General features: G+C 55.5%; 17 protein-coding genes. 7 read left to right on the top strand and 10 right to left on the bottom strand.

The window, feature by feature from the left end; all coding sequences use genetic code 11:
• Window positions 1–29: 29 nt before the first annotated feature.
• A complete protein-coding gene (locus tag ACO0LO_RS25040) occupies window positions 30–1,628 on the bottom strand; it encodes an RNA-directed DNA polymerase (protein WP_422968551.1) in 1,599 nt (532 codons plus the stop codon).
• A gap of 93 nt (window positions 1,629–1,721) precedes the next feature.
• Entirely contained in the window at window positions 1,722–3,299 is a 1,578-nt protein-coding gene (locus ACO0LO_RS25045; protein WP_422968553.1) for an ABC transporter substrate-binding protein, read from the bottom strand.
• A 362-nt stretch (window positions 3,300–3,661) separates the two neighbouring features.
• Between ACO0LO_RS25045 and bfr the strand changes: the two genes are divergently transcribed.
• Entirely contained in the window at window positions 3,662–4,138 is a 477-nt protein-coding gene (bfr, locus tag ACO0LO_RS25050) for a bacterioferritin (protein WP_422968555.1), read from the top strand.
• A gap of 88 nt (window positions 4,139–4,226) precedes the next feature.
• Here the strand turns inward: bfr and ACO0LO_RS25055 are convergent, their stop codons facing one another.
• Window positions 4,227–4,835 (bottom strand): glutathione S-transferase family protein, encoded by a 609-nt coding sequence (locus ACO0LO_RS25055; protein ID WP_422968557.1) that lies wholly within the window; start codon window positions 4,833–4,835, stop codon window positions 4,227–4,229.
• Between the two features lie 259 nt (window positions 4,836–5,094).
• Between ACO0LO_RS25055 and purB the strand changes: the two genes are divergently transcribed.
• From purB to ACO0LO_RS25080, 5 genes are all read left to right on the top strand, one after another.
• Entirely contained in the window at window positions 5,095–6,471 is a 1,377-nt protein-coding gene (purB, locus tag ACO0LO_RS25060; protein WP_422968559.1) for an adenylosuccinate lyase, read from the top strand.
• 160 nt (window positions 6,472–6,631) lie between these two features.
• Window positions 6,632–7,174, top strand: a complete 543-nt coding sequence (locus ACO0LO_RS25065; RefSeq protein ID WP_422968561.1) for a cytochrome b — start codon at window positions 6,632–6,634, stop codon at window positions 7,172–7,174.
• A gap of 100 nt (window positions 7,175–7,274) precedes the next feature.
• A complete protein-coding gene (locus ACO0LO_RS25070; protein WP_422968812.1) occupies window positions 7,275–7,781 on the top strand; it encodes a YceI family protein in 507 nt (168 codons plus the stop codon).
• A gap of 113 nt (window positions 7,782–7,894) precedes the next feature.
• Window positions 7,895–8,461: a YceI family protein gene (locus ACO0LO_RS25075; protein WP_422968563.1), complete on the top strand. Its 567-nt coding sequence runs from the start codon at window positions 7,895–7,897 to the stop codon at window positions 8,459–8,461.
• Window positions 8,462–8,663: 202 nt separating this feature from the next.
• On the top strand, window positions 8,664–9,098 hold the full coding sequence (locus tag ACO0LO_RS25080; protein ID WP_422968565.1) for a MarR family winged helix-turn-helix transcriptional regulator: 435 nt from the start codon (window positions 8,664–8,666) through the stop codon (window positions 9,096–9,098).
• A gap of 97 nt (window positions 9,099–9,195) precedes the next feature.
• On the opposite strand, the gene ACO0LO_RS25085 is transcribed toward ACO0LO_RS25080, so the two are convergent.
• From ACO0LO_RS25085 to queA, 7 genes are all read right to left on the bottom strand, one after another.
• Window positions 9,196–12,291 (bottom strand): efflux RND transporter permease subunit, encoded by a 3,096-nt coding sequence (locus tag ACO0LO_RS25085; protein WP_422968567.1) that lies wholly within the window; start codon window positions 12,289–12,291, stop codon window positions 9,196–9,198.
• Entirely contained in the window at window positions 12,288–13,499 is a 1,212-nt protein-coding gene (locus ACO0LO_RS25090) for an efflux RND transporter periplasmic adaptor subunit (protein ID WP_422968569.1), read from the bottom strand. The genes ACO0LO_RS25085 and ACO0LO_RS25090 overlap by 4 nt, the downstream gene beginning before the upstream one ends.
• A gap of 238 nt (window positions 13,500–13,737) precedes the next feature.
• The gene (secF, locus tag ACO0LO_RS25095; RefSeq protein WP_422968571.1) at window positions 13,738–14,676 is read right to left on the bottom strand and encodes a protein translocase subunit SecF; all 939 of its coding nucleotides are present in this window, start codon (window positions 14,674–14,676) and stop codon (window positions 13,738–13,740) included.
• 35 nt (window positions 14,677–14,711) lie between these two features.
• Entirely contained in the window at window positions 14,712–16,571 is a 1,860-nt protein-coding gene (gene secD, locus ACO0LO_RS25100) for a protein translocase subunit SecD (RefSeq protein ID WP_422968573.1), read from the bottom strand.
• Window positions 16,572–16,646: 75 nt separating this feature from the next.
• A complete protein-coding gene (gene yajC / locus ACO0LO_RS25105; protein WP_422968575.1) occupies window positions 16,647–16,973 on the bottom strand; it encodes a preprotein translocase subunit YajC in 327 nt (108 codons plus the stop codon).
• Between the two features lie 197 nt (window positions 16,974–17,170).
• On the bottom strand, window positions 17,171–18,304 hold the full coding sequence (tgt, locus tag ACO0LO_RS25110; RefSeq protein ID WP_422968577.1) for a tRNA guanosine(34) transglycosylase Tgt: 1,134 nt from the start codon (window positions 18,302–18,304) through the stop codon (window positions 17,171–17,173).
• 14 nt (window positions 18,305–18,318) lie between these two features.
• Window positions 18,319–19,380, bottom strand: a complete 1,062-nt coding sequence (gene queA / locus ACO0LO_RS25115) for a tRNA preQ1(34) S-adenosylmethionine ribosyltransferase-isomerase QueA (protein WP_422968579.1) — start codon at window positions 19,378–19,380, stop codon at window positions 18,319–18,321.
• A gap of 188 nt (window positions 19,381–19,568) precedes the next feature.
• On the opposite strand from queA, the gene recG reads away from it, so the two are divergent.
• Window positions 19,569–21,737, top strand: coding sequence for an ATP-dependent DNA helicase RecG (gene recG, locus ACO0LO_RS25120; protein WP_422968581.1), 2,169 nt, complete (start codon window positions 19,569–19,571; stop codon window positions 21,735–21,737).
• Window positions 21,738–21,753 lie beyond the last annotated feature (16 nt).

Consider the following 21,753-nt stretch of genomic DNA (forward strand, 5'->3'; position numbering starts at 1 on the left):
GTGCGAAGACACTAATTTTCGTTCCGATATCACACCGGCACCTCTTTGTTGCCTGATTTTTCCCGTTCGCTAGCCCATTCAAGAACAAGTTTTTGCATAGGTGTAAGCGCATTTTTAATCGATTTCCGCCAATGTTCACCCTCATCACCCAAAATAAAGGATCCGATTAACAAAGCTGTTCTTTCCCACTCCGTAACAGTTTTAAAATTTTTCCTTATATCAGACACCCAAAAATCTGCGTTCTTTTTTGCCATCGCAAGAATAACGTCGCGACGAACAGCACTACTTCGAGTTTTCTCATATATTCCAGCAAGCACCTCGTCGGCCTCTTCGGATTTATCTTGTGCAAGTACTCTCACCGAAAATGCTAAGTGAGTAGGTACCTGCACAATATATGATTCAGCTGTAATTAATTCACGTAAACGACGAAATATTCGCTTGGCAGAATCTTCGTTCATTTCCAAAATTACCCCTTTCAGAAGAAGCATGATGCTTGGATACACAGGATAAAGGACAGTAAGATTTTCCATCAACGAAATTATTGCGGAGTCACGCTGAGCTGATTCCAATAAGCGAAGTGCCCCAATAAGCTTTCTAGCTAAGGATTGATGGACCCGACTTTTTCGCATTTCACGCCCTAACATTCCAACTATGTCAAATTTCACTATCTCATCTTTGAGTAGTTCATAGTCTTTTTCTGCCGTTTGCGAATATGGGTCAAAATGAAGACGAAGGCGTAGAAAATTTCTGCTAATCGATTCTTCTTCGCCTTCAGCCTCATTTTCTTCCGCAAACTCAGATGTCGCCAAAAATTCATCGACTGACATGACTCTTGTTTTTGCTTTTTGAAGAAGCAAACCTTCGTTTGCTTGTAATTTTTCGCTAATAAATACTAGGTAACGATATGCCTGCTCTGCTGATTCAGCGAACACGTGATAATCGTCAGCAAAACGGCAAAAATTAATACCGTTTGTCACAAGTAAACGATCAACTCGATTCAGCAGTAATTCACTCAAAAGTCTTGCGGCAGGCCCGCCTACGGGTAATCCATAAGAAACATTATTAGAAAACTGCATCAGCAATTTCATAATTCGTGAACAAATATCTAGGTTGCCAGTAGCTTTCTGAAGAGCATTTTCAAGCCTATGATGATAAATACGCGGGTAAAAATCTGAGATGTCGCAAACAAGTACATATTTTGCATTGCGAGCCCGCTTTACTGATTCTTGTTGAAATTGGACCCACCCAAGCGTTTTATCAAAAATTGTTTTTTCCTCTTCGTTCCATTTGAATCGATACGAAAATACATTACCCCTCGAAATAGGGAGGCGCGCATCCTCAATAGATTGTCCCGCCGAAATTACCAGCGCCAGAAAATATGCATTCCAAAGTGGGTCAATTTGGGTTGCCCATCGAAAACCGGTATACCCTACTGTTGCTAGCATCCCTTCTGCGACCGGAGGATAGTCAGCAATTGCTTGGTTAAGATTTTTATGTATATCCTGAAGGAGAGCAACAACCGCTTCAGTTTTATCAAAGAAAACGTGATTTTCAATTGGAAACGGAAAAACGTCTGTATCACCGTGTCTGGCAATATTTTGCACCGCTGCTCTAAACGCATTTTCCATGACGAATTCCTAAAATGGCAAACTAAAAATCGGACTTCAATTCGAATGCTATTAAAGCCAAATCGTAAATATTGAGTTGGTTCCCACCAAGTCTCACTTCGCGCTTACTTCCATCGCCAGCGTCCGCTCATCGGTACGCGGGAAATATACATAACCCTTGCGCGCTGCCCATACATTGACCTGATGATGCAGCGGAATCAGCCCGAATTCGGTCAGGCCGATCTGGCTGGCCTGCTGCCATAATTTTTCCTGCTTGCCGCTGTCCAGCGTGGCATAAGCCTGCTCGGTCAACGTGTCTATCCTGGGATTGCTATAGCGCCCGTAATTGCCGGTACCCCAGCCCCTGTCCGTGTTGTAGGTCGTCAGCATGGATTTCACGAAGGTCGATACATGGCCGGCGCCGCCGCCCCAGCCTAGCAGCATCATGCTGAATTCCTGCTTGGACAGGCGGCTGAAATAGACCGATGCCGGCAACGCTTCCACTTTGGTAACGATACCTATGCGGGTCAACATCTGCGCTACGGTCTGGATGATTTTGGCATCGTTGACATACCGGTCGCTGGGGCCATGGATGGTGAGGCCGAAGCCGTCCGGGTAGCCGGCGTCCGCCAGCAGTTTTTTGGCAGAAGCCATGTCAGCGGCTTCCACCTTGGCATCAGGCAGGCCGCCGAAATAACCGGCAGGCATCAACTGCCCTGTCGCAACGGCATTGCCCTCCATGACACGGCTGACAATGGCAGCGCGGTTGATGGCCCTGGAAATGGCCTGGCGCACGCGCAGGTCTTTCAGCGGATTCTTGTCCAGCGGCTTGCCATTCTTGTCGGTGACGTAGGGCGACTTGTCGCGGTACTGATCCACTTCCAGGAAGATCAAGCGGTTGGATACGGTGCTGAACATGCTGACATCCGGATTAGCCTTCAGCTGCGTCAGGTCAGCCGGCGGCACGCCCTCTATGACCTGTACGTCTCCCGCCAGCAAGGCAGCAACACGCGCCGATGGCGTGGTCAGCATGCGCAGGCTGACCTTGTCCCATTGCGGGCGCTTGCCCCAGTAGCTGTCGTTGCGCACCAGGTCCACGCGGTCGCCCCGCTTCCATTGCACGAATTTGTACGGCCCCGTACCTATCATGCCCTTGCCCGTATTGAAGTCTTCCGTCGTCAGGCCGGTGCTCGCTTTCTTGGAAACGATCAGCACATTGCTGATGTCGTTGACCATCAGCGAGTATGGCTTGGCCGTCTTGAAGCGTATCGTGTATTTGTCGACGATGATTTTTTCAGTGATCTGACGCGTGTACAGCGTGAAGGAGCTGGGGCTGTTGATGATGGTCGCCGGCCGGTCGAAAGAGTACGCCACATCTTCGGAAGTGAATTCGCTGCCGTCATGGAACTTGACTCCCTTGCGCAGCTTGAACTCCCAGGTCAGGTCGTCCACCGCGCGCCATGATTCCGCCAGGCCGGGGACGAGCTTGCCCTTTTCCCGGTCGGGCGTCACCAGGAATTCGAACACGTGCATGGAGACGTTCATGTTGGGACCGATCAGATGGTAATGAGGATCCATGGAGGTCACGTCGAAGGCCATGCCAATGGCAATATCTGCTGCATGCGCGGGGAAAGACAAAAGGAACAGGGAAAGGCTGAGTGAACTGAGAGAGGCGATGAGTTTTTGCAGCATGCTGTGTTGTTCCCGCATTTGTTCAAGTGGTTTATGGAGTGAAGCGGCCAGCCTGCGCGCTTCTTGCATGAAAAGCAGCATAGCAGAATTCATCTGATCATCCGCCGCTTCCTTGCTTTCCCTCATCAAATATTGACTGAAAAATGGAACGATTATCACTAGCGTTTTCATATAGTTTTGTCAATATATTTTCTCCAAAACGTATTTTTACGCGCGCATCTGTACTATCATGTTCACAAGCGCAGTACACACTCATAGCAAGCCAGAACTCGGATAAGCCGGCGTACGCATTCCATCGCACCGCCGAGTTTCACACGTAGCCGCCAGCTGATTCTCAACACCCATTTCCATAAGAGGCTCCCATGAAAGGTGACGTCAAAGTTATCAAGCTACTCAACGCACAGCTCACCAATGAGCTGAGCGCCATCAACCAGTATTTCCTGCACGCGCGGATGTACAAGCATTGGGGCTTCGAAAAGATCGCCAAGAAGGAATACGAAGAATCCATCGGCGAGATGAAGCATGCCGACAAGCTGATCAACCGCATCCTGATGCTGGACGGCCTGCCTAACCTGCAGGCGCTGCACAAGCTGATGATAGGCGAAGACACCAGCGAGATGCTGCGATGCGACCTGAGCCTGGAAACAGCAGCGCACAAGACAGTGACTGAAGGCATCGCTACCTGCGAAGCGGTGGGCGACTATGTATCGCGCGAAATCTTCCGCGAGATCCTGGACGACACCGAAGAGCACATAGACTGGCTGGAAACCCAGCTGGACCTGATAGAAAAAGTGGGCCTGCAGAATTACCTGCAGTCGCAGATGGCAGACGAAGAGTAAAAATAATCTGCATGGCCAGGCCCTTGCATAAAGGGCAGGCAAGCAAAAGGGACGCCGCGGCGTCCCTTTTTATCGATGTACGTCAATCTTACTCCGGCAACGTATCCTTGAACGACGGCCGCTCGGACAGTTTGTCGAACAGTTTTGCCAGATTCGGATAGTCACCGCGCCAGTCAATTTCCGGAAAACGGAAAGACAGCCAGCCCACTGCGCAGGCCACGCTGATGTCTGCCAGGGTCAGGTGGTTGCCGGTGCAAAACGGCGACTCGCCCAGTCCTTCGGACATGGCTTTCAACCCTGCCGATACCTTTTTCATCTGGCGATCCATCCAAGAGGCGCTTTGCAAGGCTTCGGTACGCTGGTTTTTTTCCAGGCGTATCAGGATGGCGGCATCCATGATGCCGTCCGCCAGGGCTTCCCAGCACTTGACCTCAGCACGCTCGCGGCCGTTGGCTGGAATCAGCTTGCCGACCGGCGTCAGCGTATCCAGATATTCAACAATGACGCGCGAATCGTACATCACCAGGCCGTCTTCCATCAGCAGGCAGGGTACTTTGCCGAGCGGGTTGGACTGCTGTATCGTGCTGTCGGGTGCCCACACGTCTTCCAGTAACAGGGTGTGATCCAGCTTCTTTTCCGCCATGACGATGCGGACTTTTCTTACGTACGGACTTGTGAGGGAACCAATCAGTTTCATAGGAGCTTTGAAAAAATATTAGTGCAAATTATAGCATCGCCACCCCGCCCTCCCCCTTTATGAAGATTTTTGACAATCGCCAACAACGGGTGTAGCCCCGGCGCTCTAATGGTAAAATCGCATATTCGGCGCAAAAAACATCCTGAATGCTGGCAAAAACCCGAGCTTTTCTTCTTTCTGCCGGTTTTCGCATTCTTGCCGTTTTTGTTGTTTTTTGCGTAAGGCTTTTACATCCTTTCTTCGCTATCCCTGCAAAATCATGTCACTTTCCACACTTTCTGCCCTGTCCGCACTGTCCCCGCTTGATGGCCGCTACGCCGCCAAGGTCGATGCACTGCGCTCCGCCCTGTCTGAATCAGGCTTCATGCACCACCGGGTCAAGGTCGAGGTTTGCTGGCTGCAAGCCTTGTCCACCGCAGGGTTTGCCGAGATCAAGCCTTTCTCGGACAGCGCCAATGCCGTGCTGAACAAGCTGGTCGCCGAGTTCACTGAAGCCGATGCCGGCCGCATCAAGGAAATTGAAGCAGTTACCAACCACGACGTAAAAGCCGTCGAATACTGGCTGAAGGAAAAGGTCAAGGACGTGCCTGAGCTGGTGGCCGCATCCGAGTTCATCCACTTCGCCTGCACATCGGAAGACATCAACAATACCTCGCACGGCATGATGCTGAAGACTGCGCGCGACAATGTGATGCTGCCCATGCTGCAAAACCTGGTTGCCAAGCTGACCGAGCTGGCACATACCAATGCCGATGTGCCCATGCTGTCCCGCACCCATGGCCAGGCTGCAAGCCCGACCACGCTGGGCAAGGAAATGGCGAATGTCGTTGCCCGCCTGCAGCGCGCGCAGAAGCGTATTGCCCAGGTAGAAATTCTCGGCAAGATGAATGGAGCGGTCGGCAACTACAACGCCCACCTGTCGGCTTATCCACAGCATGACTGGGAAAGCTTTTCGCGCGAGGTGATAGAGCAGCGCCTTGGCCTGGTGTACAACCCTTACACGATACAGATAGAACCGCACGACTATATGGCGGAGCTGTTCGACGCCTTCGCGCGCGTCAATACCATCCTGCTGGACCTGAACCGCGACATCTGGGGCTATATTTCGGTCGGCTATTTCAAACAGAGGACCAAGGCCGGTGAAATCGGCTCTTCGACGATGCCGCACAAGGTCAATCCCATCGACTTTGAAAATTCCGAAGGCAACCTCGGCCTGGCCAACGCGCTGCTGAAACACCTGTCCGAAAAATTGCCGGTCTCACGCTGGCAGCGCGACCTGACCGATTCCACGGTCTTGCGCAACGTCGGCGTGGCGCTGGGGTATACGCTGCTGGCCTACGACAGCTGCCTGCGCGGCCTGAACAAGCTGGAAGTCAACCACGAACGCCTGGCCGCCGATCTGGACGCCACATGGGAAGTACTGGCGGAGCCGGTGCAGACCGTCATGCGCCGCTACGGCATAGAAAACCCGTACGAGCAACTGAAGGAGCTGACCCGTGGCAAAGGCATCTCCAAAGAAGCTCTGCGCGAATTTGTGCTGGGTCTGGCAATTCCGCAAGATGCCAAGGATCTGCTGCTGGCAATGACGCCGGCAAACTACATAGGCATCGCCGCGGAGCTGGCGCGCAAAGTGTGAGGAAATAGCCGTTCATGGCGAGGCGCCGGCAGCAAGCAGCGCCTGATGTAAAAAATTCAAGTTTCCAGGTTTTTGACGGTCGCCTGCAAGCTTGAATTTTTTTTGTTAGAATTAGTTCTGATTCAGACTAACCATACATCGAACTAATATTGGAGGCACGATGCCGCACACCGCAGAACGTTATACCAATACGGCAATCCTGTTGCACTGGCTGGTCGCGATCCTGATCATCAGCGCATTCTGCCTGGGCGTCACGATGACCAATATACCCGGCCTGACGCCGACCAAACTGAAATATTTCTCCTGGCATAAATGGATAGGCGTTACCGTCCTTGCACTGGCCTGCCTGCGCCTGCTGTGGCGCCTGACGCACAAGGCGCCGCCCCATCCTGCCAGCATGTCGGATACACATGTCAAACTGGTTAGTCTGATGCATGCCCTGCTGTATATACTCATTTTCGCCATTCCGGTTTCAGGTTATTTCTATAGCCTGGCCGCCGGGGTGCCGGTGGTGTACCTGGGCCTATTCCCGCTGCCGGTGCTGATAGACCCGAATCCTGAACTGAAACCAGTATTGAAACTGGTGCACTATTGCCTGAACGTGACCCTGCTGGCGGCTTTCATCCTGCATGTGCTGGGCGCGCTGAAACACCACTTTATCGACCAGGACGGCATCTTCAAGCGGATGATGCCGGGTAAGTAACTCAACACTCCATAAAGGATATTCCATGCAACTGTTTTCATTGTCTTCAGGCTCACGCCGCCTGCAATTCGGCGCCGCCGTCATCGCCGCAGCCATCGCCATGCCCGCCCTGGCAGCCGCGTTGAAGGTGGATCCGGCTAAAAGCACGGTTGGCATCGTGTTCAAGCAACTGAATGTGCCGGTGGATGCGAAGTTCAAGAAATTTACCGCGGCCATCGACTATGACGCCGCCAAGCCGGAGGCATCCAAGGCCACCGTGGATATCGACATCGCCAGCTTCGACCTCGGCGATCCCGAATACAACCAGGAAGTGACGAAGAAGGAATGGTTCAATGCAGCCCAGTTTCCTAAAGCCGGCTTCGTCTCCACCGGTATGAAGGCCAGCGGCCCAGGCAAGCTGGACGTCACCGGCAAATTGACGATCAAGGGCAAGACTGTCGATGCAAGCTTTCCTTTGACGGTGAAGAAGGAAGGCAATACCCAGGTCTTTGAAGGCAGCCTGCCGATCAAGCGGCTGACTTTCAATATCGGCGAAGGTGAATGGAAAGACACCAGCATGGTCGCCGACGAAGTCGTCATCAAGTTTCGCGTAGTTGCAGCTCAATGATTGCGAGCCTTTGGCCCGCAATCAATAACAAACTTAATTGATTCATTTAAATTTATTTCATTTATTTAATGAATCAATTAATTTATCTAAAAAACCAAATCAGGAGTTTTACAATGAAATTATCCCACTTCCTCGCAGCGGCCCTGGCCCTAAGCGCATCCACAGCGTTTGCCCAGACTTACACTATCGATCCTAACCATACCTATCCGAGCTTTGAAGCTGACCACATGGGCATCTCGGTATGGCGCGGCAAGTTCGATAAAACCAGCGGCACTATCACACTGGATAAAGCGAAAAAAACAGGCACAGTCGATATCACTATCGACACCAACTCGCTGGACTTCGGCCATGCAAAATTGAATGAGCATGGCAAATCCAAGGACATGTTCAACGTTGAACAATTCCCGACCGCGACCTACAAAGGCACGTCCATCAAATTTGATGGCGACACGCCAGTAGCAGTAGAAGGCAACCTGACTTTGCTGGGCGTCACCAAGCCTGTCACGCTGACGATCAACAAATTCAAATGTATCCAGCACCCTATGCTGAAACGTGAAGTCTGCGGCGCCGATGCATCCGCGCAGTTCAAGCGCACCGATTTCGGCCTGAGCTACGCCACTCCGTTCTTTGCACCGGAAGTAAAGCTGGCAATCCAGGTTGAAGCACTGAAAGCCGACTAATATCGGCTGATCATCTGCCGGCGGCCCTTACGGCGCTGGCAGACCGTACTAAAGATGTTAAAAAATGCGCACCAGCCTTGCATCGGTAAGCAATACACAAATTCGCCAATACGCCAACACGCGCCGGGCTCATTTTTCAGCATCTTTCCAATTTAATGCAGGACAGTATTCATGAAGTTGTTTATCACTCTCCCCATCCATCATGGGTGAACGTTTCCTCCGCAGCGTCAGGCTGCTGGCCGAATGCATGCAGACTTTCGAAAGAACTTCTGCACAGCACGTGCGGCAACTCGGATTTACGCATTCACAATTCGACATCATCGCCACGCTAGGAAATACCCCCGGCATGACTTGCAAGGATCTCGGCGATAAAACCCTGATCACCAAGGGCACGCTGACCGGCGTACTCGACAGGCTGGAACAGAAGGGCCTGATAGAACGCGAACGCGGCTGCGACGACAGGCGTCAGCTGTTTGTCAAACTAAGCTCCGAAGGCAACGCGATATTCCAGGAAATCTTCCCCCAGGTCATCAACAAGGGTAAGAAAAATTTCAGCGACTATACCGATACCGACTTTGACGTGCTGGAAGGCGCGCTGCAGAAACTCAAGGAAAGTCTGAATCGCGCTGTCGATTAAAAGGCCAGTGCATTGACAGAAGGATGCAGACGAAAAAAAGCCCGCATATTTGCGGGCTTTTGCCTTTGCTTGCAAGCGGGGTCTGGCCCGGACGGGCCTAGAGCGTGGCCACGTCGGTAGTGATCGGGCCCTTGCCGCTGAAGCGGTCCAGCGCAAGATAAATGACCGGTGTAATGAACAGCGTAATCGCCTGCGAAAAGATCAGGCCGCCGACCACTGCCAGCCCCAGGGGCTGGCGCAATTCCGCGCCGGCGCCCAGGCCGAACGCGATAGGCAAGGCGCCCACCAGCGCTGCCAGTGTAGTCATCATGATAGGACGGAAACGCTGCACGCAGGCTTCGCGTATCGCCTCTGCCGGCGTCATGCCCTGGTTGCGCTGTGCATCCAGCGCAAAGTCGATCATCATGATCGCATTCTTTTTCACAATACCGATCAGCAGCAGGATACCGATCATCGCGATCAGCGTCAGGTCTTCATTGAAAAATTCCAGCGTCAGCAAGGCGCCTACCGCGGCGGAAGGCAAGCCCGCCAGGATCGTGATCGGGTGGATATAGCTTTCATACAGCACACCCAGCAGCACGTAGATTACCAGCAGTGCGGCGACGATCAGCACCACCTGGCCGGATTGCGAATTCTTGAACACCGCCGCATCGCCGCCGTAGGACGTGATGATGGAGACTGGCAGCTTGATCGCTTCGCTGAATTTGTCTATCTTGTTGGTCGCGTCGCCCAGCGCATAACCCGGCGTCAGGTTGAACGAGATCGTCACCGCCTGCAACTGGCCCATATGGTTCACCGAGGTCGGCCCCACCGTGCGCTGCACTGTCGTGAAACTGTTCAGCGGCACCAGCGCATTGGTATTGCTGCGCACGTAGATATTGTTCAGCGCGGACTCATCCTTCTTCGCATCCGGAGAAACTTCCATGATGACCTGGTAGCTGTCCACGTTGCTGTACATCGTGGAGATCTGCCTTTCGCCAAATGCGCTGTACAGCGCAGAGCGCACCGAATTCATGCTGACGCCCAGCGAATTGGCCTTGTCGCGGTCTATCTTCAGCGAGGCCTGCAGGCCCTTCAGCTGCGAATCGCTGGTGACGTCCTTGAATGCCGGATCGTTTTTCATCTTGTCCTGCAGCTTCAGCGCCCAGTTGTTCAGTTCGCCGGCTTCCACACTTTGCAGGATGTACTGGTACTGGCTCTTGGTCTGGCGTCCGCCCAGCTGCAAGTTCTGCGTCGGCCGCATGTAGACGGCGATACCCGGCAGGTCGGCAAACTTGCGGCGCAGGCTGTCCACCACATCCTTCATCGGCTTGCGTTCATCGCGCGGCTTCAAGTTGACGAACATGCGGCCGGTATTCTGCGCATTGCTGCCACCGCCGTTGAACGAAGCCACCGACAACACGTTAGGATCATCCCTGAGTATCTTGGCAGCCTTGTCCTGCAGGATGGACATGGCAGGAAAGGAAATGTCTTCCGATGCTTCTGTGGAAACGTTCAGCTGGCCAATATCTTCCTGCGGGAAAAAGCCCTTGGGGATCACCGAGAACATATACGCAGTTGCGATGAAGGTCAGCAATGCCACCACCAGCACAGCATTACGATGGCGCAGGGCCAAATCCAGCGCGCGACCATAGCTGCGCAGGGATGCGTCAAAAGCCGATTCGAATACATGCAGCAGCACCGCAACAGGCTTCGGAGGCGGCTTCATGTCATGTTCGTTCTTGAGGAAGCGGCTGGCCAGCATCGGCACCAGCGTCAGCGCGACGAACGCCGATGCGACAATCGCCAAGCTGACGATCACCGCGAATTCATGGAACAACTGGCCGATCACACCCGGCATGAAGAAAATAGGAATAAATACCGCAATCAGCGAAGTGGAAATCGAGATGATCGTAAAACCCACTTCGCGCGAACCCTGCAGCGCCGCCTTGAACGGATGCATACCGTCTTCGACGTGACGCATGATATTTTCCAGCATCACGATCGCATCATCGACCACCAGGCCCACTGCCAGCGTCAGGCCCAGCAGCGAGATGTTATCCAGCGTATAGCCGAAGCCCCACAACAGCGCGATCGCACCAACCAGCGAGACCGGCAGCGACAGCGTCGGGATGACGGTGGCAACCATGCGGCGCAGGAACAGGAAGATCACGACAACAACCAGGAATACCGTCAGCAGCAGCGTCAGGTTAACGTCATGCAAGGCATCGCGGATGGACACAGAACGGTCGTTGACCAGGTTGATCTTGACTGAGGCCGGCAACTGCGCGCGGAAACCCGGCAGCGCGGCGTGGATGGAGTCCACTACCTTGACGGTGTTGGCATCCGTCTGGCGCAGGATCGCCAGCGTGATGGAGCTTTCTCCGTTGAAGTTGGACGCGGTCTTGACGACCTCAAAGCTGTCTTCTACCTTGGCGACGTCGCGCAGGCGCACCGTCAGGCCATTCTTGTTGCTGACAATGGTATCGGCAAACTCGGCCGCGGTCAGCATCTGCTTGTTGGCCAGCAGCGTCAGGGTCTGCTTGTCGCCATCCAGCGTACCGACCGGCGAATTTGCGTTGGCGGAACTGATCGCCGCCGATAATTCATCCAGCGTCATGTTCCTGGTCATCAGCGCTTCGGGCATGACGCGGATGCGGACCGCATAGCGCCGGGCGCCGAAAATATTGACCTGCGCCACACCGTCCAGCGTCGACAGCGTCGGCGAGATCAGATGCTCGGCATAGCTGTTCAGGTCGGCCAGGTTCAGCGACGGCGACGTCAGCGCCAGGATCAGCACCGGCGCATCGGCCGGGTTCACCTTGCGGTAGGACGGCGGCGTGGTCATTTCCACCGGCAACGTACGTTGCGCCCTCAGCAGCGCAGCCTGCACGTCCACTGCGGCGGCATCAATGTTGCGGTTCTGGTCGAACTCCAGCGTGACGGACGTGGACCCCAGCGTATTGGTGGAACTGATGACACTGAGGCCGGGTATGGTCGCGAATTGCTTTTCCAGCTGCAAGGCCACCGAGGTCGCCATGGTTTCAGGGCTGGCGCCGGGCAAGACCGCGCTGACGCTGATGACCGGCGTGTTATAGCTGGGCAGCGCGGCGATAGGAATGTATTTGTAGGCCAGTATCCCCGCAACCAGGATGGACAGATTCAGCAGCACCGTCATGACCGGACGGCGGATAAACAGTTCCGACAAATTCATGATGCGCTCGCGGTGGAAGCCGGCGAGGCTTTGGCGTCTTCAGCAACAGCCTTATCGGCATCGCCAGTCTTGGCGGTGGGCTTGTCCGCCCTTTCGACAACGGAGACGCCGGGGCGCAGGTTCTGCTTGCCTTCCAGCACGACCTTGACGTCGGCTTCCACACCCGAGACGACCGCATCGTTACCGGAAGCCTGTATCACCTTGACCGTGCGCAAGGCAGCCTTACCGGATTTATCGATGATATACAGCGTCGTGTTCTTGGCGTTGATGATCAGCGCATCCTGTGGAACGACAATCGCATCCTTGATGATCTGCACGCTCAGCTCCACATTGACGTAGGCGCCCGGCCACAGCTTCAAGTCCTTGTTGTCGAAGAAGGCTTTGGCCCTGATCGTGCCGGATGCCGCATCGACGGTATTGTCGACGAAGGCCAGATGGCCCTTGAACTGCGTGTCGTTATCCGGCAGTTGTGCCAGCACATAGCTATCGGCTTTTTTCATGCTGTCGAGCGCATCCGGCAGGTTGCGCTGCGGCAGCGTAAAGGACACCGAGATAGGATCCATCTGTGTGATGGTGACCAGCGGCGTCGCCGTTCCAGGCTGCACCAGCGAGCCCGGATAAACGCTGATGATGCCGGTGCGGCCGGCGGCCTGGGCAGTGATGCGGTTATAGCTGAGCGCCACCTTGGCGGCATTGACGGCCGCGCGGTCGGAGGCAATCAGCGCATTCTGCGCGTCATATTGCGCCTGGCTGGTATCCACCACGCTTTGCGATACAAATTTCTTGGACAACAGATCCTTGCTGCGTTCCAGCTGGCGCTTGAAGTCGGTCTGGGTCGCAAGGTCTTTATCCAGCTGCGCCTGCGCTTTGGCCACGTTGACTTCATCGCCGCGGCTGTCCAGCGTGAACAGCACATCACCGGCATGAACGAACTGGCCTTCCTTGATATGGACCTTGGCAATAGTGCTGGTGATCTGGGGACGGACATCGACAGTGCTCAACGCGGTAACGACACCGTTACCGGTCAGTTTGACAGGGAAATCGCGGCGCTGCACCGGTACTGCCACTACGCTGATGGCCTTAGCTGCACCTTTTGCTGCCTGGCCCTTGCCGTCCTTTCCCTGCTGAGAGTTGCTCCATGCATAATAAGCTGCTGCTCCTGCACCTGCTATCAGCACTACCACTACTATCGTCTTCAATCTGCTCATGCTATTTTTTGCCTCTTCGGTACGCTGCCAGTCATGTATCTGATACGTAATAGAAAGAAAAGTTCGAGAAAGAAAAATTCGGGAAAGAAAAGTTCGATATCCCGGTTTCGTCGGACATGCCGGAACGCCGTTGCTATTGTCTTGTCTTGATTGAAATTAAGCAACATTTTTGTCAGCTGCTAATGCTACCAAAGAAAAAGCCAGCGCAGAGGCTGGCTTTAAATTTTTATACTTTCCGTTACACGACCGCACCGTCAGTAGTGTCTTTCTCCTTGACCGGTTTGATCAGGTCTTCGCGCTTCACACCCAGCCACATCGCTATCGCGGCAGCCACGAATACCGAGGAGTAAATACCGAACAGGATACCGATGGTCAGCGCAGTGGCAAAGCCGTGCAGGGTCGGGCCGCCGATCAGCAGCATCGACAGCACCATCATCTGCGTGCAGCCGTGCGTAATGATGGTACGGGAGATGGTGCTGGTGATCGCGCTGTCGATCACTTCAGTCACCGTGGACTTGCGCTGCTTGCGGAAATTTTCGCGGATACGGTCAAAAATAACGACCGATTCATTGACCGAATATCCGAGCACCGCGAGCACGCCGGCCAGCACCGACAGGCTGAACTCCCACTGGAAGAAGGCAAAGAAACCCAGGATGATGACCACGTCATGCAAGTTGGCGACAATGGCGGCGACCGCAAATTTCCATTCAAACCGGATGGCGAGGTAGATCACCACGCCGATGATCACCATCGCCAGCGCGCGCAGGCCGTCATGGAACAGTTCGTCGCCTACCTGCGCGCCGACCAGTTCGGCCCTTTGCATTTTGACTTCCGGGCTTTGCGCCTTCAGTGCGGCAAATACCTTGTCGCTTTGCTGCGAAGCAGTCATGCCTTTCGGCAGCGGCAGGCGGATGACCACATCGGTCGGCTTGCCGAAAGTCTGTACCGGGCTATCGTTGTAACCCAGGCCAACCACGGTCTTGCGGATGTCTTCCACATTGGCGGCTTGCGGATAGCTTAGTTCCATCAGCGTGCCGCCGGTGAATTCGATCGAGTAATTCAGGCCTTTGTGGAACAGGAAGAACACCGCCGCGACAAAAGTCAGGGCGGAGATGACATTGAATATCAGCGCATGGCGCATGAAAGGAATGTCTTTTTTAATACGGAATAATTCCATGATGATCCCTAATGATTCTTAGCGTGCAGTAGTGGTTATTTAGTCGGTTTCCAGATCTGGCCGATGGACACGGAAGCCAGCTTCTTCTTGCGGCCGTACCACAGGTTGACCACGCCGCGCGAGACGAACACTGCGGAGAAAATCGATGTTGCAATGCCCAGGCAATGCACTACTGCAAAGCCGCGTATCGCACCGGAACCGAAAATCAGCAATGCGAGGCCGACGATCAGCGTAGTCACGTTGGAATCCAGAATGGTGGCCCAGGCGCGGTCGAAACCGGCTGCAATCGCCGCCTGAGGCGTATTGCCGGCACGCAGTTCTTCACGGATACGTTCGTTGATCAGCACGTTGGCGTCAATCGCCATACCCAGCGCCAGCGCAATCGCCGCCATGCCAGGCAGCGTCAGCGTTGCCTGTATGCCGGACAGCAGCGCCACCAGCAACAGCAGGTTGACCGACAAGGCTACGACGCTGAAGAAACCGAACAGCATGTAGTAGGCAATCATGAAGATCGAGATCGCGGCAAAACCGTACAGCGTGGAGTTGAAGCCCTTGGTGATGTTGGCCTGGCCAAGCTGAGGGCCGATGACGCTTTCTTCGATGAATTCCATCGGCGCCGCCAATGCGCCTGAGCGCAGCAGCAGGGCCAGGTCGGCGGATGCCGCAGCGGAACCCATGCCGGTGATTTCGAAATTCTTGCCCAGCTCGTCATTGATGGTGGCTACAGTCAGCAATTCGCCCTTGCCTTTTTCCAGCAGCACGATCGCCATTTTCTTGCCGATCTTGCCGCGCGTGCCTTCACGCATCTTGCGGCCGCCGTCGCTGTTCAGTTCGATGCTGACAGCAGGCTGCTGGTTGCGGTCGAAGCTGGCCTGCGCGCCGACGATATAGTCGCCGGTGATCACGACATCCTTGTACAGGATTTCAGGCGCGCCGCGGCCTACCTTGAACAATTCGGAGCCAAAAGGCACTGCGGTGTTTTCATCTATCGGATGCAGCACGCCCTCATCGACCAGGCGCACTTCCAGGTCCGGCGTACGGCCTATCAGTTCTTTCGCATGCGCAACGTCCTGCACGCCTGCCAGCTCAATCACGATACGGTCCGCACCCTGTTGCTGGATCACCGGTTCGGACACGCCCAGCTCGTTCACACGCTTGGACAGCGCGGTGATGTTCTGCTTGATGCCTTCGGAAACCAGGTTCTTGAGCGATTCCGGCTTGATGCTGATCTGCAGGTTGAAATCACTTGCGTCGGACGCCTCCACCAGGTTGACGTCGGTCATCTGGCTCAGCAGCGCTTCGCGGGCCTTGCCGCGTGTTTCCGCATCGCGGAACTTGACGCTGATCAGGTCGCCTTCACGGCTGATGCCGGCATGCCGCACTTCCTTGTCGCGCAACACGCTGCGCACGCTGGATTGCAGATTTTGCACGCGCTTGTTCAGCATCGCCTTGGTGTCTACCTGCATCAGGAAATGCACGCCGCCCTGCAGATCCAGGCCGCGGTTCATCGGCAGGGCATGCAAGCCCTGCAGCCATTTCGGCGAACTGGACAGCTCATTGAAGGCCACCGTATAGGTAGGATCGGTCGGGTCGGTATTCAGCGCTTTTTCCAGCGCATCCTTGGCCTTGAACTGCGCATCGCCATCCGCCAGCCGCGCACGCACGGTGCCTTGCAGGCCGTTGTTTTCATAAAACACGCCGCTGTCCTGGACGCCGGCCTGTTTCAGTGCCTGCTCGACGCGGTCTATCATGCCGCTATCGATCTTGACCGTGGCCTTGGCGCTGCTGATTTGTACTGCGGGCACCTTGCCGAAAAAGTTCGGCGCTGTGTACACGGCGCCGAAAACCAGCGCAATGACGATCAGTATGTACTTCCAGAGGGGATAGCGATTCATATCGGTTCAGAATAAAGGGTAAAGCTGAATGCAACACAGCCTATGCATTTTTCAATGACATAGGCTGCCTGGAGGTCAGATCGCTTTGATGGTGCCTTTTGGCAGCAGCATCGTGATCGACGCTTTTTGCACGATCACTTCGGTGCCGTTGGCGATTTCCACGGTGACGTAGGCATCGGTCACTTTGATTACCTTGCCGAGCACGCCGCCTGCTGTGACCACTTCATCATTCTTGGCCAGCGCATCCATCATCGCCTTCTGCTCTTTCTGACGCTTCATCTGCGGACGTATCATCAGGAAGTACACCAGCACGAACATGGGGATGAAGACGAACAGGCTGGAAAAATCGCCGCCCATGCCGGGAATGCCTGATGATTGCGCGTAAGCGTTGGAAATAAACACGTTAATGCTCCAGTATGTAGGATGAAAATCGAGTTTTCAAAAAAGATATTAATAAATTGATCACGAAAACTCTATATGATGCTGAATCACATCATTTAAAGGCGTGTTCTGTCATTTTGAAAACAAAGCGCAACATTTTAGCCCGAATAGCCACAGATGGCTATTTTTGGCCATCCGCGTCCATGCTGCAGCGCAGTCTACACGCCCCTCGCCCGGTCAGCGTGGAATTGTGCAACAAAGGCGGGAAAACGCTCTTCATCCAGTGCCTGGCGTATATTACGCATCAGGTCCAGGTAGTAGTGCAGGTTATGGATGGTATTGAGTCGCGCGCCCAGTATCTCGCCGGTGCGGTGCAGGTGGTGCAGATACGCGCGTGAGAAATTCTTGCAGGTATAGCAAGTGCAGGTATCGTCCAACGGTGCTTTTTCTTCCTTGTAGCGCGCATTCTTGATCTTGACGTCGCCGTAGCGGGTAAAGATCCAGCCGTTGCGTGCATTCCGCGTCGGCATCACGCAGTCGAACATGTCTATGCCGTTGGTCACGCCGGCCACCAGATCTTCCGGGGTGCCGACGCCCATCAGGTAATGCGGCTTGTTCTCGGGCAGCTTGGGGCCGATATGCTGCAGCACGCGCATCATGTCTTCCTTCGGCTCGCCGACCGACAGACCGCCGATGGCGACGCCGTGGAAATCCATGTCATTCAGGCCGGCCAGCGATTCGTCGCGCAGGCTTTCAAACATGCCGCCCTGCACGATGCCGAACAGTGCATTCGGGTTTTCGCCCTGCTTGAACTCATCGCTGGAACGCTTGGCCCAGCGCAGCGACATGCGCATCGATTTTGCGGCTTCTTCCAGCGTTGCCGGACGGCCGTCTATTTCATACGGCGTGCATTCGTCGAACTGCATGACGATGTCGGAATTCAATGAACGCTGTATCTGCATCGAAATTTCCGGCGACAGGAACAGCCGCTCGCCACTGATCGGCGATGCGAACTTGACGCCCTCTTCGGTAATCTTGCGCATGGCGCCCAGCGAAAAAACCTGGAAGCCACCCGAATCCGTCAGGATCGGCTTGTCCCAGCCCATGAAGTCATGCAGGCCGCCGAACTTGTTGATAACGTCCATACCCGGGCGCAGCCACAGATGGAAGGTATTGCCGAGAATGACGTGCGCATCGATTTCCTTCAGTTCCAGCGGCGACATCGCCTTTACCGAACCATAGGTGCCCACCGGCATGAAGATGGGCGTTTCGATCACGCCGTGGTTGACAGTCACGCGGCCGCGGCGGGCGGCGGTGGTCTTGTCTTTTTTGATCAGTTTGAAGTCGAGCATAATAAGGAGCGGTCTCAGTCAGCAGAATTATTGGAGCTATCGGTATCGGAGCTATTGGTAAGCAGCATCGCATCACCGTAGCTGAAGAAGCGGTAATGCTGCGCAATCGCATGGGCATAGGCCGTGCGTATGCGATCGTACCCGGCAAAAGCCGACACCAGCATCAGCAAGGTTGATTTGGGCAAGTGGAAATTGGTGATGAGCCTGTCCACCGTCTTGAATACGTAGCCGGGTGTAATGAACAACCGGGTGTCGGCGCTGCCCGCTTGCAGCGCGCCGCTCTGCGAAGCAGACTCCAGCGCGCGCATGCTGGTAGTACCAACGGCAACCACAGACTTGCCGGCGGCCTTGGTGGCACGCACCGTATCCACCGTTTGCTGCGAGATCGTATACCACTCGCTGTGCATCGCATGCTGCGCCAGGTCTTCGGTACGCACCGGCTGGAAGGTGCCGGCGCCGACATGCAGCGTCACATAGGCCAGCTGTATACCCTTGGCTTGGCAGCGGTCCAGCAGTGCCTGATCGAAGTGCAGACCAGCGGTCGGCGCGGCCACGGCGCCGGGCACACGTGAGTAGACAGTCTGGTAACGCTGCTCGTCAAAGTCATCGGCATCATGCGTGATATAGGGTGGCAGCGGCAGGCGGCCGTGCGCCTCGATCAGCTCAAATACGTCGCCGGGAAAATGCAGCGTATAAAATTCGCCAACGCGCTCGCCCACCTCGACGTCGAAAATATCTGCCAGGCGAATAACGGTGCCCGGCGGCGGCGACTTGGAAGCCCGCACCTGCGCCAGCACGGCGCGCTGTTCGTCGGTGTTGCTGAGCACGCGCTCGACCAGCACCTCTACCCGGCCGCCGGTTTCCTTGATGCCGAAAAAACGCGCCTTCAACACCCGTGTGTCATTAAAGACCAGCAGGTCGCCGGCGGACAGCTGGTCCAGTACGTCAGCAAAGTGGCGGTCCACCAGATGGTTGCCGTCCACATGCAGCAAGCGTGACGCGGTGCGATGCGGCAAAGGCGTTTGCGCAATCAGTTGTTCTGGCAGATCAAAGTCGAAATCGGAGAGGGAATACATGCAAGCCGGATCTATAAACAGGGTTTCCCGCCGCCCAGTGCAATACTTGACGACAAATCGGCACGATAAAGCGGCAGGAAATAGAATTAATGTACATTTACTGTATAAAAAGCCAGTAAAATAATGTGCAATTACAGATGCAGCATCAATTTACGCTAAAACAGCAGCAAAACCCGGTATTTTAACCCATGCCAGTTGCCACCCCACTTAAACCTGCTGAAGCCGACGCTATCGACGCTACCAACATCGCCGGCGCACCGGCCAAACCAGCGCGGCCGAAGAAAGCATCCAAAAAGGACGCCAAGCCCGCGGTACGGCTGGAAGACAAGTTCGCCCGCCTCGGCCTGCGCAGGGACATGGATTTTGTGCTGCACCTGCCGATGCGCTATGAAGATGAAACCCAGGTGACCAGCATGCGCGACGCCGGTTTTCGCGGCGGCAGCATGGTGCAGGTCGAAGGCGTGGTGACCGAGTGCGACATCCAGTACCGTCCGCGGCGGCAACTGGTCGTCACCATTGCCGACGACACTTCGCAGGTGGTCATGCGTTTCCTGAATTTTTACGGCAACCAGACCAAGCAGATGGCAGTGGGCACACGCGTGCGCGCCCGGGGTGAACTCAGGCACGGCTTCTTTGGTGCTGAAATGGTCCACCCCGGCTACAAGATTGTCAATGAGGGCGCGCCGCTGCCAACATCGCTGACACCGGTGTACCCTGCCGGCGACGGCGTATCGCAAGTCATGCTGCGCAAGGCCATTGCCAGCGCGCTGAACAAGGTCAACTGGCAAGACACACTATCGCCCGCGCTGCTGGCTACGCTGGGCCTGGAAAATTTCGAAGCATCGATACGGCTGCTGCACAATCCCCCGCCCGATGCCGACGAACATGCGCTGATGGAGAAGGAACATCCGGCCTGGCAGCGTATGAAGTTCGATGAACTGCTGGCACAGCAGCTGTCGCTGAAACGCGCGCAGGCGTCGCGCCGCGCCAAAGGGGCGGCTGCGCTGCCCCTTGTCGGCGAGCTGTCCAACGCCTTCCTGCTGACGCTGCCGTTCGCACTGACCGGCGCGCAGGAAAAAGTATTGAACGAGATACGCAAAGACCTGAAACAGGCCTTCCCCATGCAGCGCCTGCTGCAAGGCGACGTCGGCAGCGGCAAGACGGTCGTGGCGGCACTGGCGGCGGCGCAGGCAATCGACAGCGGCTTCCAGGCAGCGCTGATGGCGCCGACCGAAATCCTGGCCGACCAGCATTTCCGTAAAATCGCCGGCTGGATGGAACCGCTGGGCGTCAAGGTCGCGTGGCTGACCGGCAGCCTGAAGAAGAAGGAAAAAGACCGGGCCAAGGCCATCATTGAATCCGGCGAGGCGCAACTGGTCATAGGCACGCATGCGCTGATACAGGACGGCGTGGAGTTCAGCAAGCTGGGCCTGGTCATCGTCGATGAACAGCACCGCTTCGGCGTCGGCCAGCGCCTGACTTTGCGCAACAAGGGTGAACAAAGCACTAGTGACGCCACAGGCACTGGCAGCAAGGTGCCGCACCAGCTGATGATGTCGGCCACGCCGATACCGCGGACGCTGGCGATGACCTACTACGCCGACCTGGAAGTATCCGTCATCGACGAACTGCCACCGGGGCGCACGCCCATCGTCACGCGCGTGGTCGACCAGAATCGCCGCGATGAAGTGATAGAGCGTGTGCATGCCGCCGCACAGGACGGCAAGCAGATCTACTGGGTATGCCCACTGATAGAAGAATCCGAAGCGCTGCAATTGCAGACCGCAACCGATACCCACGCCATGCTGAGCCTGGAGTTGCCGGATCTGAAGGTGGGCCTGGTACACGGGCGGCTGAAGCCTGCCGAGAAACAGGCCGTCATGGATGCCTTCACGCGTAATGAGATCCAGGTGCTGGTGGCAACCACCGTGATCGAAGTGGGCGTGGACGTGCCCAATGCCAGCCTGATGGTGATAGAGCATGCGGAACGCTTCGGCCTGTCGCAGCTGCACCAGTTGCGCGGCCGCGTGGGCCGCGGCTCGAATGCCAGTGTGTGCCTGCTGCTGTACCAGGGTCCGCTGGGCGGTACGGCCAAGCAAAGGCTGATGACGATGCGCGAAACGACGGACGGCTTTGAGATTGCGCGCAAGGATCTGGAAATCCGCGGCCCCGGCGAGTTCCTCGGCGCCCGCCAGTCCGGCGAGGCGATGCTGCGTTTCGCCAACCTGGAGACCGACCAGTGGCTGGTGGACAAGGCGCGCGAACTGGCGGCACAGCTATTGCAGAACGATCTGCCTACGGTAGAGGCGCACCTGGGCCGCTGGCTGGGCTTCCGTGAAGAATTCCTGCGCGTCTAGTTTGATCAAGCTGCCC

This window comes from Undibacterium sp. TJN25 (assembly GCF_049339885.1).
Taxonomy (GTDB): domain Bacteria; phylum Pseudomonadota; class Gammaproteobacteria; order Burkholderiales; family Burkholderiaceae_D; genus Undibacterium.

Excerpts from the sequence above, each read along its gene's own strand:
- queA (WP_422968579.1), bottom strand. The coding sequence starts at position 19,380 with ATGTATTCCCTCTCCGATTTCGACTTTGATCTGCCAGAACAACTGATT.
- ACO0LO_RS25065 (WP_422968561.1), top strand. The coding sequence starts at position 6,632 with ATGCCGCACACCGCAGAACGTTATACCAATACGGCAATCCTGTTGCAC.
- recG (WP_422968581.1), top strand. The coding sequence starts at position 19,569 with ATGCCAGTTGCCACCCCACTTAAACCTGCTGAAGCCGACGCTATCGAC.
- ACO0LO_RS25080 (WP_422968565.1), top strand. The coding sequence starts at position 8,664 with ATGGGTGAACGTTTCCTCCGCAGCGTCAGGCTGCTGGCCGAATGCATG.
- bfr (WP_422968555.1), top strand. The coding sequence starts at position 3,662 with ATGAAAGGTGACGTCAAAGTTATCAAGCTACTCAACGCACAGCTCACC.
- purB (WP_422968559.1), top strand. The coding sequence starts at position 5,095 with ATGTCACTTTCCACACTTTCTGCCCTGTCCGCACTGTCCCCGCTTGAT.
- ACO0LO_RS25045 (WP_422968553.1), bottom strand. The coding sequence starts at position 3,299 with ATGCTGCAAAAACTCATCGCCTCTCTCAGTTCACTCAGCCTTTCCCTG.
- ACO0LO_RS25085 (WP_422968567.1), bottom strand. The coding sequence starts at position 12,291 with ATGAATTTGTCGGAACTGTTTATCCGCCGTCCGGTCATGACGGTGCTG.
- ACO0LO_RS25055 (WP_422968557.1), bottom strand. The coding sequence starts at position 4,835 with ATGAAACTGATTGGTTCCCTCACAAGTCCGTACGTAAGAAAAGTCCGC.
- ACO0LO_RS25090 (WP_422968569.1), bottom strand. The coding sequence starts at position 13,499 with ATGAGCAGATTGAAGACGATAGTAGTGGTAGTGCTGATAGCAGGTGCA.
- ACO0LO_RS25040 (WP_422968551.1), bottom strand. The coding sequence starts at position 1,628 with ATGGAAAATGCGTTTAGAGCAGCGGTGCAAAATATTGCCAGACACGGT.
- ACO0LO_RS25075 (WP_422968563.1), top strand. The coding sequence starts at position 7,895 with ATGAAATTATCCCACTTCCTCGCAGCGGCCCTGGCCCTAAGCGCATCC.
- tgt (WP_422968577.1), bottom strand. The coding sequence starts at position 18,304 with ATGCTCGACTTCAAACTGATCAAAAAAGACAAGACCACCGCCGCCCGC.
- secD (WP_422968573.1), bottom strand. The coding sequence starts at position 16,571 with ATGAATCGCTATCCCCTCTGGAAGTACATACTGATCGTCATTGCGCTG.
- ACO0LO_RS25070 (WP_422968812.1), top strand. The coding sequence starts at position 7,275 with ATGCCCGCCCTGGCAGCCGCGTTGAAGGTGGATCCGGCTAAAAGCACG.
- secF (WP_422968571.1), bottom strand. The coding sequence starts at position 14,676 with ATGGAATTATTCCGTATTAAAAAAGACATTCCTTTCATGCGCCATGCG.